Raw genomic sequence first — 14379 nt, 5'->3', positions numbered from 1 at the left:
TTGACCTTTAGGGAATGCAGAAGGGGGGACATTGGCCCCCCTCCTCTACGTATCCTTATCTTGAGGCTTTCCAATCGTTCACTTCTTTGGTGATTTGCTCTCCGCCGATTTTATTCCAGTCCTTTACGAGCCGGTCAAACTCGTCGATCGATGAATTTCCTACGATAATCTTGGTAAATTCCTGTACGATCAACTTATTGAGCGTGGATTGCTTGGTTGTCATGGCCGGCGTAGCGGCGCCGTAAAATTCGGTTCCGACGTACCTTTTATTGCTATAGTATTCATTCAATACGCTCTGAGATCCAGACGGACCGAAAACCAGCCAATACGTAACGTTTGCAGGGTTTTTCGTGTTGATATAATCCAACAATCCTTCGTAACTCGTTTTTTCTTCTTTCGTCGTTAGCACGGACTCGTCTTTCGTTTCCATCGCTTTTTTGATATTCAGATAGGCAGTAATATTTTTCGTCGGCAGGTCGCCGTAAATTATCGGGAACGCCGCGAACCCTTCCGTCTTTTCCAACGCCGCATCGAACTTCGGTTTAAGCCGTTTATGAATCTCGGAATCCGAGGTTCTCGTCACTTCTTCGGCCAAATTCAACATTTTTACCGCCGCCTCGGGATGCTCGTATCCCTTCCTCACCACATAGTAGTTCTGGACCGGGAAATCCTGTTGGGTAGAAGCGGGAGTCGCATCGATGGACGGCAAAGGATAAGGCCTCCAATCGATGCTGGGATCCGCCATGATCGTCGCCAAGAAATAGAACGGGGTAGACATCTTGCCGAATAGCATGCCAATCTTGTTCGCGCCGATGTCCTCGCTTACCCGTCCTCCGTCTTTCACGCCGAACTCCGGATCGATCCATCCTGCTTTGTACATCTCTTGGAGGTCGGCGAGCGCTTGTTTGTTTGCTGGTTGCACCGCGCCATAGGCCAAATTGCCCGAATCGTCCTTCACCCATATGGTCGGGTAGGCATGATAGCTATTAAAGAATCCTTCAAGTCCCGCCGTTCCGGTAATGGACCATAGATCCTTGGTGATGCCTAATCCGAAGGTGTCGGATTTGTCGTTGCCGTTCGGATCGCGAGTGGTGAATGCCTCCGCTATATCTTTAAGGTCTGCGATCGTTTTCGGAGGTTGCAGCCCAAGCTTGTCCAGCCAGTCCTGCCTGATCCAGAGGACATTCGAAGAATCGATCATGGAACCCGTGCTAGGAATAGCCATGATTTTTCCGTTATACGTGACGGCTTTCATAGCCATGCCGCCATCGGCATTCAACAGTACGTTGGTGAACTCGCTGGCATATTGTTCAACGGCATCCGTAAGATCGGCTATCTGATCATTTTCAACCAACTGCGCTAACTGTTGCGCATTGACCGTCATCAAATCCGGCATATTGCCGGAAGCGATAGCCAGCTTCGTTTTTTGATCGTATTGCTCGCCCATGAGAGCAGTCCACGCTATTTTTACGTCGATGCCTAATTCATCTTTATAAAAACGGGTCCATATATTATTTTCAATCGAATCGCCTTCCGGGTATTTGTCGGTCGGTCCTGCCGATTTCCCGACTTGAATGGCGATCGGCGTTTCATACTTTCCAAACGGCGATCGATCAGCCGAATGATTGGTTTCGCTTGCCGCCGGACTCATACTCTCCGAAGGCGCGTTATGATTGCCGGCACGGTCCGGATTTCCATCGTTGCCGTTATTGCTGCACCCGCTCATTGTAATGGCAATGCTTAATGTCAAAGCGATTACGAATTTGATCTGCAGCTTACGTCTCATAGGTATCCCCCTTATTCGGAATACCATCATCATATATTTCCTGAAAGCGCTCTTATACTCATCGTTTTTTACTTTCATGATCGCTCTTTACTTGATTGATTGATTCCCGCCAGGTCGGTCACCCTCGCATTCTCCTTCGCGTTAATCAAGCCGTCATTCTTTGCGCAAAGGCTAGCATGCGCTCAAGCCCTTTCCCCGCATTAGAATCCGTCGCGAAATGGACGATATACCCGTGCATGGCTCTGGCCTCTCGGCTATCCACATAGTAGGAATCGTGCTCTATGCCTTTCGCGTCCAGTACCTTCTCCAGCTCTTCGGCGTGCTTCGGGAAGCAAAAGGAATTGCCGGCCGTCAGGAAGCAAGGCGGATATCGTTCGTCGACCCATCTCGCGGCGTGGATTTGCTTTGACGGCTCGCTGGTTGTCAGGTCGTTCGTGCCGAACCACGTTCTTAACAGCAGCTTGCCGAATTGATCCATAGGCGCTGTCTTCATCAACGCCGTATTCATCGGCGCTCCGTCTATCAGAAGCGCTTTGACGGCCTCCCGGCGAATCGCAGGCCGAATGCCCATCATCGCCGCATAGTCGGGGTTGGAGACCATCAGACCATATTGAGCCGTCATGACCGCGCCGGCGCTGCCGCCCATCAGGACGACATTGTCCATATCCAGATGGTATTCCCTGCTGCGTTCGACCAAGAAAGCGATAGCGTCGTTAAGCTGGAAATACTGCTTGGGGTAACGCCACTCCGGGGCAAGACAGTAGTCGATGCTGACGACGTTAAACCCATGGCTTGCGATTTCGCGGAGCAACGAGCCGATATCGCCGTTCGTTCCCGCAAGAGGATCGCCGGAGGCGCGGCCGCCGAAGATCCAGCCGCCGCCATGAAGGAACAGCATCGTCGGCCTCTTGATCGATAGATCTTCGGCGGCATAATAAATGTCGAGGTAGCTATTGGGATACTCAGCGGAATATTGGATTTCATTCCGATAGCGCACGCCGTTATCGAGCACCGTATCGACCTGCTCCGCTACGCTATGATAAGAGTTGGCGGGCATGCCCTTAAACCACTTCTTCTGCAGCCAAAGACACGCGATATCGGAGCGACGCGTCAGGTAGAGCAGCACGCCTGCTGCAATCGCCGCGAACGCCCCGATCATCGATACGATCGCGACTAAGATGATAAACCACGTATTCATGCGGACCTCCATTCCCAGCTCGTTCAGCCGCTACACTTTTGCGAGCGAATCGATGCATTCCTCTCTTTTGCGCAGCGGGACAACGAAGTCGAAGTAAGCCTCCTCCAGCTCGTTGCCCCTGACCAGGTGCAGAAATTCCATTCCGAGAATGGACACGGTCTTGTCGACGTTCGGAAGCTCTTTTAAGCTCTCGATCATATAATCGATGAATTTCTTCGAGATCGCGGGTCGGTCGTGGCAAGAGTATAGGTAATCGAAATCCAACAGCCTGATTCTCCTTAGATCTTGGATGAACCGGTCCAACGGAACCCATTCGCCGAGACCGTACAACAGTCGTCTTGCGATCGTATCGCTGGAGAACAACGACTTCTTCATCGGGTCCAAGAGCAGGATGCTTCCGTCGGTATGTCCCGGAACGTGGTGAACTTCAAGCTTGTGCCCGTTCCCGATGTCCAGAACGTCGCCTTCTTCCAAGTAATGAACGGTCTTGGGAATGTCCGGATAGGCCGGAAACCCATATTGCCCCCTGAGCAGACCTTCATCGGCCGGATGGATCCAGAATTCGTCAAATTCCTTTAAGCGATAAATATGGTCGGGATGCGCATGCGAAAGCACCAACATAACCGGCAGGTTCGCGACTCGCTCGGCGAAGGCGCGAACCCCCTCCGTCGGCGCGGCCGAATCGATGAGGATGGCCTTATCCCTACCCTTGATCAACCAAGAATTCCCAGTCGGGCTGCCATAATCCAGACTGCGCCCCCAGTCGCCGCTATGATCTCCGCTTTCGCATCCGATCAAGTAGGTGTCCGTCGTCACTTCTACCGCAAAATACCTTGGCTGCTCTTCTGGTTTCACCGTTACTCCCCCTTCTTGGTTCCGGAATTAAAAAGTCCCCAGTATGCACTGAGGACCGCTATTCGCTTGCCGCGAATCACCGCGACCAAAATCGTACCGCCTCGTCCAGCCATCCCTCGGCTTCCGTTCCAACCCCCATGCCGATTCCATGGCCGCCGCGTTCGAAGAGCCTGTGGACATGAGGGATACCCGATTCCTTCAATTTATCCGCCATGACGACGCTATTCCGGTACGGTATCGTCTCATCGTCCATACACATCCAGATATAAGTCGGCGGGTAATCCTCGTTCATGTTCTTATTGATGCAATAAGAATCCAGGAGATCAGGATGATAGTTCCTTCCGGCCAGAATGACAGACAATAACCCTTTGGTGTCGTTCTCGAACAATTCATCCGTCGAGATGAGCGGATAAGAGAGGAATAACGCAGACGGCTTGGGCACCCCATATCGTGAATAGCCATAATTGGTCGTTCCAAGCGACGCGGCCAAATGTCCCCCTGCGGAGAATCCGGCAACCGCGTAGTTATCGCTGGCTACCTGGAATTCATCCGCTCTAGATAGGATGAACTTAATGGCTTCGGCAAGATCCTCCATCGGTTCCGGAAGAATGCCTTCCTTGCCGACGCGATAATTCAAGACAAAGGCGGTGTACCCCAGTTCATTCAACCGCTTGGCGACCGGGAACGCCTCGACCATCGACGCGACGGCCATATAGGCGCCGCCCGCGCAGACGATAACGAACGGCTTGCCCGCTTCGCCGGAGAAATGAAAGAGCACCGAGTCCTCCTTATTCGCTTCGTTCCGCTCTTCGCTCTCATTCCAGATCCCATATAGCACCTGTCTTCCAGACTGATGAGCGCGCAGCAAATGATTCAGTCCGGCCAAGACGGAATCGCCGTTCCAAGTAGGGACGACGGAAGAGATTTCGCCGATCCTAACGCCTTTATAATGAGATTCGGTAAGCCCCTTGGCTCCGGGACTGTAGATGAAAAACTTCTTATACCTCTCGAACTCCGGAAGCCGCTCCAATTCCTCGAAAGTCATGTCGCTGGCAATCGAATTAATCGACATGTTAACGCCTCCCGTGACTCTTGATTTCATCGAGTACATCCGCCAAATCCGGCCTTGCCTTCCTCGCGGCGCGGAATGCCTCCTCATATTCCTCTGGCCGGTCCTCGGAGAACGCCGACAGATCTTCCAATACTATCGCGCGGTCCATCGCTACCGAACCGAATGCCGTAACGTCAATGCCCGTCTGTCCCGGAATCAGAAGGCCGATTCCCGCGTACCGTTCGGCCATCAACGCCAGCTTGCCGGCGGTCAGCCAGTTCGTGTCCCGGGACGATCGCACGAGCTGTGCCTCCATGTAGGCAGTCGCGTCATACGTACCGATATCGAGGTTCTTCTGATGACCGGCATCGCCTTCGACGCAGCCTTCGTCGAAGACGACGATATTGAATCGCTTCGTTATGTCGAACGGAATCGCGAAGTTCTCTCCCGCTTCCCGCGGCGCCGGATAGAGCTTCTCCGACAATTCATCCGCAGGCAGCGCTTCCGCCAAAGAACGCTGCAGTTCTTCCTCGAGAGGGAATTCCGATAAGCGAAGGCGAATTCCCTCGGGAAGGGAATGGCCGGGCGCGGAATAAGTATAGCGTTTGGTCAACTGATCGATAGGGACCAGAACGTCGGAGGTAAAGTGAGTGTACGTAATCGGATTCGTTAAGCAGTCCGTCCTGCAAGAAGGCGAGAGCGCCTTCCATACCTTGCCGTTCGGGTCTCTTCGAAGCTTCTCCTGAATGGGGACGAACTGGTTCGCGCCGGCACCCAGGATAGGCACGGGCATCGCTTCCATGCAGCGGACGAGATCTTGCCGTTCCTCCTCCGTCAGCTCTGCCATCGCCGCCAGGTTATATCCATTCGCGGCGATCATGTAATGCATGTTGAACGGGATATTGGCGATGCCGGAGAAGGATACGGTACAGCAGATACCCAGATGCAGCACGGAGAGCATCTGGGCCATATAACCGCCGGCGCTTCCTCCGCTGACGACGATCCGCGTCCGGTCGATATCCGGCTGCTTCTTAACGACGGATAACGCCGCGTTGTTGAAGATCAGATCGTCGTCGATCAAGGTCCCGTTATATTCCGTTATATAGTTGATCGGCGTCGACACCGCCCAGCCCTTCTTTAAATACATCGATAGCAAGGAGTCGGCTTCGGTCATCTCGTAATGAGCGATAAACACGATCGGCATCGGTCTCGGAGCGATTTCCGGCAGATAGATTCGGATGGAACGCCGGCTTACGCTGCCGTCTTTAGCGATGAAGGGAATTTCAATATCCCTCTTTTCAACGTAGAAGGGCAGGTCCAGCCGACTTTCTTTCGCCTGCGTTAACATCGCCAGAAGTTGGCGAAAATCTCTTTTCATGAAACTTCCTCCCTCTTAAGCTAGTTCGAATTCGTGAACTCCGCTGCCCAATTCGAGTTGCGAGCTCCCGCCGACGACTACCGCCGTCGTATTGGGAGGAATCTTGATCCGATATCGGTATCCGCCATCGACTTTGTTCCACTTCACGCCAAGTTCGCCGTATATCGTATCGATGGTCGTCTCCGCGAACTCCAGTCCTTCCGTAGCCTCCGGCTGAATCCGAATTCGTTTGAACCCTTTCTCCAGCTTGCCGATTCCGCCTATCTTCTCGTAAATAAAGTCGCATACGCAGCCGAACGCATAATGGTTAAAGCTGCTTCCTCTCAGAACCCCATCCCGATCCTTGCCTTCCCACTCTTCCCACACGGTCGTCGCGCCTTGCTTCACTTGATAGAGCCAGGAAGGAGCGGTGTCCTGGTAGAGCAGCTTGAGAGCCGTATCCCGATAGCCGCAGTCCCATAACGCGTTCAACAGGAACGGAGTAGAGAGAAAACCCGTTTGCAAGCGGAAGCCCTGCTCGGCGACCAATTCGTTCAGGCGAGCGGCGAATCGACCCTTCAGCTCTCCCTCGACCATCCCGAACGCGATAGCCATGACATAGGCTCCTTGCCATTCGTAACCCGACAGCTTCCCGTCGGCCACGTATTCCTGATGGAAGGAGCGATGAATATTGGCGCTCAATTCCTTGAAGTATTCGTGCTTCTCCGATTCCCCAAGCTCCTGTGAGATCCGCATCATCATGCTTGCTTGGCGGTAATAGAACAAGGAGGCGGTCACTTCTTTGGTCAACTCGACGCCTTTAAAAGCGTCTACTCCGGGCACCTGCCAATCGCCCCAGTGATGTCCCGTGTTCCACAGATGCTTATGGCGGTGGCGATTCTTGAAATCCATGTAATACGATTCGGGCATCGTTTCTTTCGCGCACGTCTCGACATAATCCATCCATCTCAGCATCGCTTGGTAATTCTCGCTCAGGAAACGGATATCCCCGTAAGCTTGGTACATCTCCCAAGGCAGGAACACGATCGCGTCTCCCCAGCCCGCGGACGTCCAGCCCGGATTGGGCTCTATCTCGCTATAGGCTTTGGTATATGGCACCACGATCGGGATCTGTCCTCTCTCCAGCTGCTCGTACCGGCACTGTTCCAGCCACCGGGCGAAGAATCCGGACACGTCCATGTTCAAAGCCGCCGCCTTGCCGAACACCTGCGCATCCCCGGTAAACCCCGCGCGTTCCCGCTGAGGGCAATCCGTCGGGATAGACAGCATGTTGCCCCTCTGGCTCCATAAGACATTCTTCATGAATTGATTCAGATCCGGATTCGAGCACTCGAACTTCCCGACCACGGGCATTCCCGTTCCGATGACGACCGCTTTGCAATCCTCCGGCTTAATCTCGTAATTTAAGCCTCTAATCCGGAGATACCGAAATCCTTGAAACGAGAATTGGGGCTCGTACGCGATCGTCTTCTCTTCCGCGAATCGAATCGTATTCTTCTGGTCGTGGAACGGAAACGTAGGCATCACGTCGTAAAAGACGCCTTCCCGATCGATTTCTTCGCTATGCTCGATCGTAACCGTGCTGCCGGCTCTCCCGGTCAACACAAGTCTCTCTCTCCCCGCAATGACTTGTCCGAAGTCCACGATCAGACTTCCTTCGGCATCCCGGAATACCCGCCTGGCGTCGATCACCTCGGTCGCAACGATCATCTCTCCCCGCTGAGGCGTCACCACCGACATGCTATAATCATTTTCGACTGTTCCGAATATTCGATCATCTTTAACCTGCAGATCATAATACTCTCCCATAAAAAGGTCCGCATATTGAAGAGGCCCCATGGAAGCTTTAAAGCTATCATCGCTGGCAATGGTCTCCGTCATCCCGTCTTCATATTGAATTTCCGCTTGCATAAGCAAGGAAGGACGTACGCCATAGAGATGATTGTTTCCGGGGATTCCCTGCGCATGCCCCGCATACCATCCGTCGCCCAGCTGGATCTCGAAGAGATTGCTTCCTTCCTGCAGCTCCGCGGCGATATCGAACGTCTGGTAGTAGATGCACTTGTCGTATGCCGTGAAATCCGGCGCCAGGACGCATGGGCCGACTTTGCGTCCGTTGACGCGAAGCTCGTACAGCCCTCGTGCGGTAATATAGACTCTCGCCTTTATGATTCCCGTCTTCAACTCGACCCGTTTACTTAAATAGGGGACCTTTCTTAACCCCTGATCCCTGCGATTCAAGTTCTCCGCGTCCCCGTAAGGATCGAGCTTCCAGTACTGTTTGCATTCCTCATCCGCGATGGCATAGAACTCTTCGTCGGCTTCGATCCACTTGGCGGACCATGAACGTTCGTCCTTCAATCCCGTTTCGAAGCTTGCGGTCTCGCTCCACGGAAGCCATAAGCCTTGCTCCTCTTCCGTATCCACGCACACCCTTACGCGCCAATAATACGTCGTTTTCTCGCGCAGCTCGCCGATGTCGAGCTCGATGGCATAGGAATCGTCGCTTTGGTTCCCCTGTTCGGAGACAAGCCCCTTCTCGAAATCCGGTTGGTGAATGGCTGCTTGAATCTCATAAGCCGTTTGCTTTAAACCTCTGGTTTCGCCATGAAGCTTCCAGCTTACATAGGGGTTCGAGCAAGCGATTCCCATTGGATTTAGAAGATGGTCGCAACGCAAATCCACGACGTTCAATTGGCAATCCCTATCGCTCATACGATTTCCATCCTCCCGCCCCGCAGCCGGTCATTCCTTCACTCCGCCTATGACCATGCCCTGAACCAGATACTTCTGCAAGAACGGGTAGATCGCCATGATCGGTACTATGGAAAGGAATACTTGCGCGGCCTTTGCGTTTTGTTGATTTACGACCTGGAATTGCTGCAATTGTTCGAGCGACATGGAGCCCAGGTTCATATTGACGACAACCGTCTGCAGGTAGGTGGACAACGGATAGTGCTGCATCGAGTTCATGAAGATCAATCCGTCGAACCAAGTGTTCCAATGGGTAACGATCGTAAACAACCCTGTCGTGGCAAGCACGGGCAGAGATAAGGGAGCATAGATGCGGAATAACGACGTTAGGTATCCGGCCCCGTCCATAAAGGCTGCTTCTTCGAGTTCCTTGGGAAGCCCGCGGAAGAAGTTCAGCATCAGAACCACGTTGAAGATCGGAACGGCGCCCGGAAGCACGAGTGCCCAAATCGAATCGATCAGTCCCAGGTTCTTCACGATCAGGTAGCCGGGAATCATACCGCCGCTGAATAGCATCGTGAACACGAAATACCAGACGTAGCCCGTTCGGAACTTCAAGACGGACTCTTTGCTTAACGGAAACGCGATCAGCAAGGTAAGAAGCATGTTAAGGGAGCATCCCAACAATACGCGCAGCAAGGAAATGCCAGTCGCATGGATAAATTCGTCCTTTTGCAACGTAAATTCATACGCGGAAGTGGTGAATCCGATCGGCCAGAAATTGACCTTTCCGGCCGAGATCGCATCCGCGCTGCTGAAGGAGATGGCCAATTCATGCACGACCGGGAAAATGCACAGTATTGCCAGAATGCTGAGAAATGCGTAATTCGCGACAACGAAAACTCTTCTGCCCATACTCAGGCGTATCATGCGAGCACCACCTAAAAAATCCTGTAGTTTGCGAATCTTGCGGCCAGCCAATAGGAGACGCAGATCAGAACGAACGATACGCCCGATTTAAACAAACCGACCGCCGTGGAGACATCGTACTGCGTATCGACGAATCCGATCCGGTAAACCAACGTATCCAGAATATCCCCGCTCTCGTAAACGCTGGGGCTGTAAAGGATGAACACTTGTTCGAACCCGGCGTTCAGCACGTTGCCCAGACTGAGTACGCCCATCAAGACGATGACGGGAAGCATGCCGGGCAGCGTGATATGCCAGATCTGCCGCCAGCGGCTGGCGCCGTCGACCTTGGCGGCTTCGTAAAGCGCCGGATTTATCGCGGTAACCGCGGCCAGATACACGATAGTGCCATAACCGAACTCTTTCCAGACATCGGACACGACCAGCGTGAACGGAAACCATGCGTTGCTGCCTAGGAAGTAGATCGGGTCGCCGCCCAAAGCGACGATCAATTTATTGACGATCCCTTCCGATGGCGACAATATATCGATCAGGATGGAACTGAGGATGACCCAGGAGAGGAAGTGAGGCAGATAAACCAACGTTTGGACCGTTCGCTTGAAGAATACCAAGCGCACTTCGTTCAAGAGCAGCGTGACGACGATCGGAACGATCAAGCCCGCTATGATTTTCATCCCGGCGATGGAGATCGTATTCCATATGACCTGCATCGTCCCCGGCAAATTAAAGACGTAACGGAAATTCTCGAACCCCACCCATTCGGAACCCCAAATTCCTTTGGACGGCACGAAATGCTTAAAAGCGATAACCGCTCCCGACATCGGGATATAGGCAAAAATAAAAACGAGAATGACTCCTGGCAGCAACATAAGATGTAGAGGCAGTTGATTTAATCTTTTCATGCGGGAGCAAGCCTCCTGATTGAAATCTTGCGGATAAAACCGAAGGGGATGGACATCACCTGCCATCCCCGATCCCTGGCAATGCAATCGTGCGAATTATCTGGAGGCGTTCGCCTCGTTCACTTCTTTGGTGATCTGCTCGCCGCCGAGCTTGTTCCAGTTCTGGACGAACTTATCGAACTCGTCCGCCGATTTGGCGCCGGTAATGATCTTGGTGAACTCCTCGAGAACCAGCTTATCCAGCGTCGATTTTTTGGTCACCATGGTCGGCGTCGCGGCTCCGACGAATTCCGTCAGGACGAATTGCTTGTTGTTCAAATAATCGTTCAGGACTTTGAACGGTCCCTTCGGTCCGACAACCGCCCACGTCCCGTAGCTTGACGGATTCTTCGTTTGCTCGTAATCCAAGACGTATTTGTAATTCGTCTTCTCCACTTCATTGGAAAGGACGGATTCGTCTTTGTCGGCGATCGCTTTGTTAATGTTCAAATATTGATTCAAATTCTGCGTAGGGAGGCCGCCTTTGACGATGGGCGCGGAGACGACCTGAGTCGACGTGATTTGTTGATCGTCCGCATGCGAGTATAGCTGATCCTGGATACGCTTGATAAGATCCGCATTCGATCCGTAACTGACTTCGAGCTGCAAATTAAAGATCTTGATAAGGGCCTCCGGATTCGCATACCCCTTCTTGACCACATAGTAGTACTGAACCGGGAAATCCTGCTGCGTCGACGCCGGCGTCGAATCGACGGATGGCAGCGGGTAAGATTGCCACTGAATGTCCGGATTCTTGCTGGCCGTATCCATGAACGTGAACGGGCTGTACATCTTGCCGTAGTACATGCCGATCTTGTTCGCGTTGATGTCTTGATTGACTTGGTTGGCGTCCTTCACGCCGAATTCCACATCGATCCATCCTGCCTGGTACATCGCCTGCAAATCGGCAAGAGCCTGCTTGCTTTGCGGTTGAACCGCTCCGTAACCCAAGTTGCCCGTTGCGTCTTTAACCCAAATGGTCGGGTAGGAATGGTAACCGTTAAAGAACCCTTCCAGAGACGGCGAGCCGTTCCACATCGTTTTCGTAATTCCCAACCCGAAGGTGTCGGCCTTGCCGTTGCCGTCCGGATCCTGCTTCGTAAAGGCTTCCGCGATCTTCTTGACATCCTCCATCGTCTGCGGAGGCTGCAGCCCGAGCTTATCCAGCCAATCCTGGCGAATCCACAAGACGTTCGACGTGTCGAGCGCGGAGCCTTGCTGCGGAAGCGCCATGAGCTTGCCGTTAAAGGTAGCGGACTTAAGCGCGATGCCGCCATCGTCCTGATACACTTTCTTGTTCAATTCGCTCGAATATTTATTGAAGACATCCGTGAGATCGGCAATCTGATCGTTCTCCACCAGTTGAGCCAATTGCTGCGTCGTTACCGCCATAAGGTCCGGAAGATCTCCGGAGGCGATATTGAGCTTCATTTTCTGATCGTATTGCTCGCCTGTAAGCGCCGACCATGCCACTTTGACGTCGATGCCCAACTCTTCTTTATAGATTCGGGTCCACACGTTGCTCGCTACCGAGTCGCCTTCCGGGAATTTATCGTTCGCTCCCACGTCTCGCCCCACGGTCAACGAGATCGGCGTCTCGTACTTTCCTAAGGGAGACGCATTCTCTGCGTCAACGCTACCGCTCGCCTCCGGGCTCGCATTCTCCGTAGCGGTGCCCGTATTGCCTGAATTCCCCGCGTTGTCGTTGTTGTCCGAATTGCTGCAGCCGCTCACGATGATAATGCTGGCAAGCAGGGCCAAGACGGCTTTGGAGTGCAGCTTCTGGTTCATGTTTTATCCCCCTTGTGTTGTCGTAACTTAATCATAAGGCGCATGAAATCGCTCTTCTACTTCTCGTTTTTTACTTTCATGATCGATCTTTACCTCTTTCATTCTTGCGAGTTTCAAGGCTCGATCACGTGAAGGTCCCTGTATTCCGCCGGCGTCATTCCGGTTGTTTTTTTGAATATCCGAAAGAAATGGGCTTCCGACATAAACCCCGATTTCGCGGCGATTTCGCCCACTCTCAGCTTGGATTCCTTAAGCAGGGACTTGGCTAACGTCAATCTCTGGGTCAAGATATATTCGGCGATGCCGACCCCTGTTAAATGTTTATACACCCTGGATAAATAGGAAGGATTGTAGCCGACCGCATCGCCGATGATATGCAAGGATAAATCGTTCATGAGATGTATATGGATATACCGGTTGACCTGCTCGACGATGATATTGTTGCGTTCCTGCTGGCCCTGGTCGTTCGTATCGAAGATGACCTGCGCCAATTCGCTGAAATAATCGAGCGTTTCCTTGTCGGTTCCCCCGAAACCGATCGAGTATAAACGGGTGAGATCGACGCGGCCTTCGATTTTCCCTCTCATATTCCACTTGTTTAAGTAGGAGAGAAACAACAGCCCCAAGGAGTAATAGATTTCGATTTTATAGTGGCTGAGATGGGGGGGAAGCGAAAGGATCTGCGCACGTAAAGTAGAATAAAGGTCAAAGAACGGCTGCCGGTTGCCTTCTTCTAAACTGGTCGTCAGAATCGACAGCTTGCGAACGCTATGGAGGAACTGCTCTTCCTGCTCGCGTATATTGAACTCGGAAGTCGACGGCAATTGGATGAGCAGGTTCTCATCGATTCGGAACCCGCTTGACAAAGCCATCTTCAAGCGCTCCGCTCTCGAAGACAGGTCTTCCCAGTTCACCCATTCCAGAGCGATCACAAGAGATATTTTCAAGTGAAGCATTTGCCTGCAGGCTTCTTGGATCGCTTCCAGCGCAGGCTGGATGGTGTCCGTCAAGAACTGCTCCCTTGCTTCAAGCCGAGGCTGCAGGATCCATAGCCGTTTACCGGGCTCCTCGGAGTAAGAAACCATATGAACCTCGCGTCCGAGAATTTCTTCCGCTATGTTGGTGATAGCGAAGTTCATGAGCAGCTTGTCCCGCAGCGTGTAGGAATCCTGCCACTCGTCGACTTTGCAGAAGCAAGGAATGACAGGCGCGCTCAAGCTAAGCGGAATTTGGACCTCGTCCAATTGAGCCTGACTCAGATCCGATATTCGGATTTCATTGTTCAGAACAGCTCCCAACCATTCTTTTTGCAGGATCGGTTGAGCTTTCCGGAGATCGTCTTGGCCTTTCTTGATGATAGCCTCTTTACGATCGTTCAAGGTGACCGATTCTACGGCCTTCATGACGGCGGCTAGAATCGTCTCGTTATCCTCCGTCTTCGTCAAGAAATCGACCGCTCCGTTCCGCAGGGCGGATTGAACATAGTCGAAGTCGCTGTACCCGGTCAGAAAGACGACTTTGCACAGCGGCCAACGCTTTACGATCTCCCGCTGCAGCTCGATTCCGCTGATCCCGGGCATCTTGATATCGGATAAAACCACGTGGATTTTCTCCGCTTGCAAGCATTCGATCGCTTCGGCTGCCGAGTAGGCTTTATAAACTTGCAGAGGCGCGTAAGGAAGCTGGCGCATCAGTTTTTCCATGCTATTCACGATCTTAGGCTCGTCATCGATAATCAAGATAGATATCATTCGG

General features: G+C 52.6%; 11 protein-coding genes. 1 reads left to right on the top strand and 10 read right to left on the bottom strand.

Annotated elements, in window-relative coordinates; all coding sequences use genetic code 11:
• Positions 1-55: 55 nt before the first annotated feature.
• The 7 genes from H7B67_RS23965 to H7B67_RS23935 all read right to left on the bottom strand — a co-directional run bounded on the left by H7B67_RS23965 (position 56) and on the right by H7B67_RS23935 (position 9628).
• Positions 56-1786: an extracellular solute-binding protein gene (locus H7B67_RS23965; protein ID WP_185122403.1), complete on the bottom strand. Its 1731-nt coding sequence runs from the start codon at positions 1784-1786 to the stop codon at positions 56-58.
• A gap of 145 nt (positions 1787-1931) precedes the next feature.
• Positions 1932-2984, bottom strand: a complete 1053-nt coding sequence (locus H7B67_RS23960) for an alpha/beta hydrolase (protein ID WP_185122402.1) — start codon at positions 2982-2984, stop codon at positions 1932-1934.
• Between the two features lie 30 nt (positions 2985-3014).
• Positions 3015-3839 carry an MBL fold metallo-hydrolase gene (locus tag H7B67_RS23955; RefSeq protein ID WP_185122401.1) on the bottom strand — a complete coding sequence of 275 codons (825 nt, stop codon included), beginning with the start codon at positions 3837-3839 and terminating at the stop codon, positions 3015-3017.
• Between the two features lie 76 nt (positions 3840-3915).
• Entirely contained in the window at positions 3916-4911 is a 996-nt protein-coding gene (locus tag H7B67_RS23950) for an alpha/beta hydrolase (protein WP_185122400.1), read from the bottom strand.
• Between the two features lies 1 nt (position 4912).
• Positions 4913-6268, bottom strand: a complete 1356-nt coding sequence (locus H7B67_RS23945; protein ID WP_185122399.1) for an alpha/beta hydrolase family protein — start codon at positions 6266-6268, stop codon at positions 4913-4915.
• Between the two features lie 15 nt (positions 6269-6283).
• Positions 6284-8983 carry a family 78 glycoside hydrolase catalytic domain gene (locus H7B67_RS23940; RefSeq protein WP_185122398.1) on the bottom strand — a complete coding sequence of 900 codons (2700 nt, stop codon included), beginning with the start codon at positions 8981-8983 and terminating at the stop codon, positions 6284-6286.
• Positions 8984-9013: 30 nt separating this feature from the next.
• A complete protein-coding gene (locus H7B67_RS23935; protein ID WP_342592626.1) occupies positions 9014-9628 on the bottom strand; it encodes a carbohydrate ABC transporter permease in 615 nt (204 codons plus the stop codon).
• Between the two features lie 48 nt (positions 9629-9676).
• Here H7B67_RS23935 and H7B67_RS31355 point away from each other — a divergent pair, with 48 nt between their 5' ends.
• Positions 9677-9907 carry a hypothetical protein gene (locus H7B67_RS31355; protein WP_342592627.1) on the top strand — a complete coding sequence of 77 codons (231 nt, stop codon included), beginning with the start codon at positions 9677-9679 and terminating at the stop codon, positions 9905-9907.
• On the opposite strand, the gene H7B67_RS23930 is transcribed toward H7B67_RS31355, so the two are convergent.
• From H7B67_RS23930 to H7B67_RS23920, 3 genes are all read right to left on the bottom strand, one after another.
• Entirely contained in the window at positions 9904-10794 is an 891-nt protein-coding gene (locus tag H7B67_RS23930; RefSeq protein WP_185122396.1) for an ABC transporter permease, read from the bottom strand. The two genes, H7B67_RS31355 and H7B67_RS23930, sit on opposite strands and share 4 nt — an antisense overlap.
• Positions 10795-10890: 96 nt before the next feature.
• Complete coding sequence (locus H7B67_RS23925; RefSeq protein ID WP_185122395.1) at positions 10891-12624, bottom strand: extracellular solute-binding protein; 1734 nt, start codon at positions 12622-12624, stop codon at positions 10891-10893.
• 113 nt (positions 12625-12737) lie between these two features.
• The gene (locus H7B67_RS23920; protein WP_185122394.1) at positions 12738-14375 is read right to left on the bottom strand and encodes a response regulator; all 1638 of its coding nucleotides are present in this window, start codon (positions 14373-14375) and stop codon (positions 12738-12740) included.
• Positions 14376-14379: the final 4 nt, after the last annotated feature.

It is taken from the genome of Cohnella thailandensis (assembly GCF_014212135.1).
Taxonomy (GTDB): Bacteria; Bacillota; Bacilli; order Paenibacillales; family Paenibacillaceae; genus Cohnella; species Cohnella thailandensis.
The sequence above is the reverse complement of the archived record's forward strand: the minus strand, read 5'-3'. Positions and strand labels throughout refer to the sequence as shown.

What these genes read in the sequence shown, in the direction of transcription:
- H7B67_RS23920 (WP_185122394.1), bottom strand. Translation starts at nt 14,375, where the DNA reads ATGATATCTATCTTGATTATCGATGACGAGCCTAAGATCGTGAATAGC.
- H7B67_RS23965 (WP_185122403.1), bottom strand. Translation starts at nt 1,786, where the DNA reads ATGAGACGTAAGCTGCAGATCAAATTCGTAATCGCTTTGACATTAAGC.
- H7B67_RS23925 (WP_185122395.1), bottom strand. Translation starts at nt 12,624, where the DNA reads ATGAACCAGAAGCTGCACTCCAAAGCCGTCTTGGCCCTGCTTGCCAGC.
- H7B67_RS23960 (WP_185122402.1), bottom strand. Translation starts at nt 2,984, where the DNA reads ATGAATACGTGGTTTATCATCTTAGTCGCGATCGTATCGATGATCGGG.
- H7B67_RS23930 (WP_185122396.1), bottom strand. Translation starts at nt 10,794, where the DNA reads ATGAAAAGATTAAATCAACTGCCTCTACATCTTATGTTGCTGCCAGGA.
- H7B67_RS31355 (WP_342592627.1), top strand. Translation starts at nt 9,677, where the DNA reads ATGGATAAATTCGTCCTTTTGCAACGTAAATTCATACGCGGAAGTGGT.
- H7B67_RS23945 (WP_185122399.1), bottom strand. Translation starts at nt 6,268, where the DNA reads ATGAAAAGAGATTTTCGCCAACTTCTGGCGATGTTAACGCAGGCGAAA.
- H7B67_RS23935 (WP_342592626.1), bottom strand. Translation starts at nt 9,628, where the DNA reads ATGCTTCTTACCTTGCTGATCGCGTTTCCGTTAAGCAAAGAGTCCGTC.
- H7B67_RS23940 (WP_185122398.1), bottom strand. Translation starts at nt 8,983, where the DNA reads ATGAGCGATAGGGATTGCCAATTGAACGTCGTGGATTTGCGTTGCGAC.
- H7B67_RS23950 (WP_185122400.1), bottom strand. Translation starts at nt 4,911, where the DNA reads ATGTCGATTAATTCGATTGCCAGCGACATGACTTTCGAGGAATTGGAG.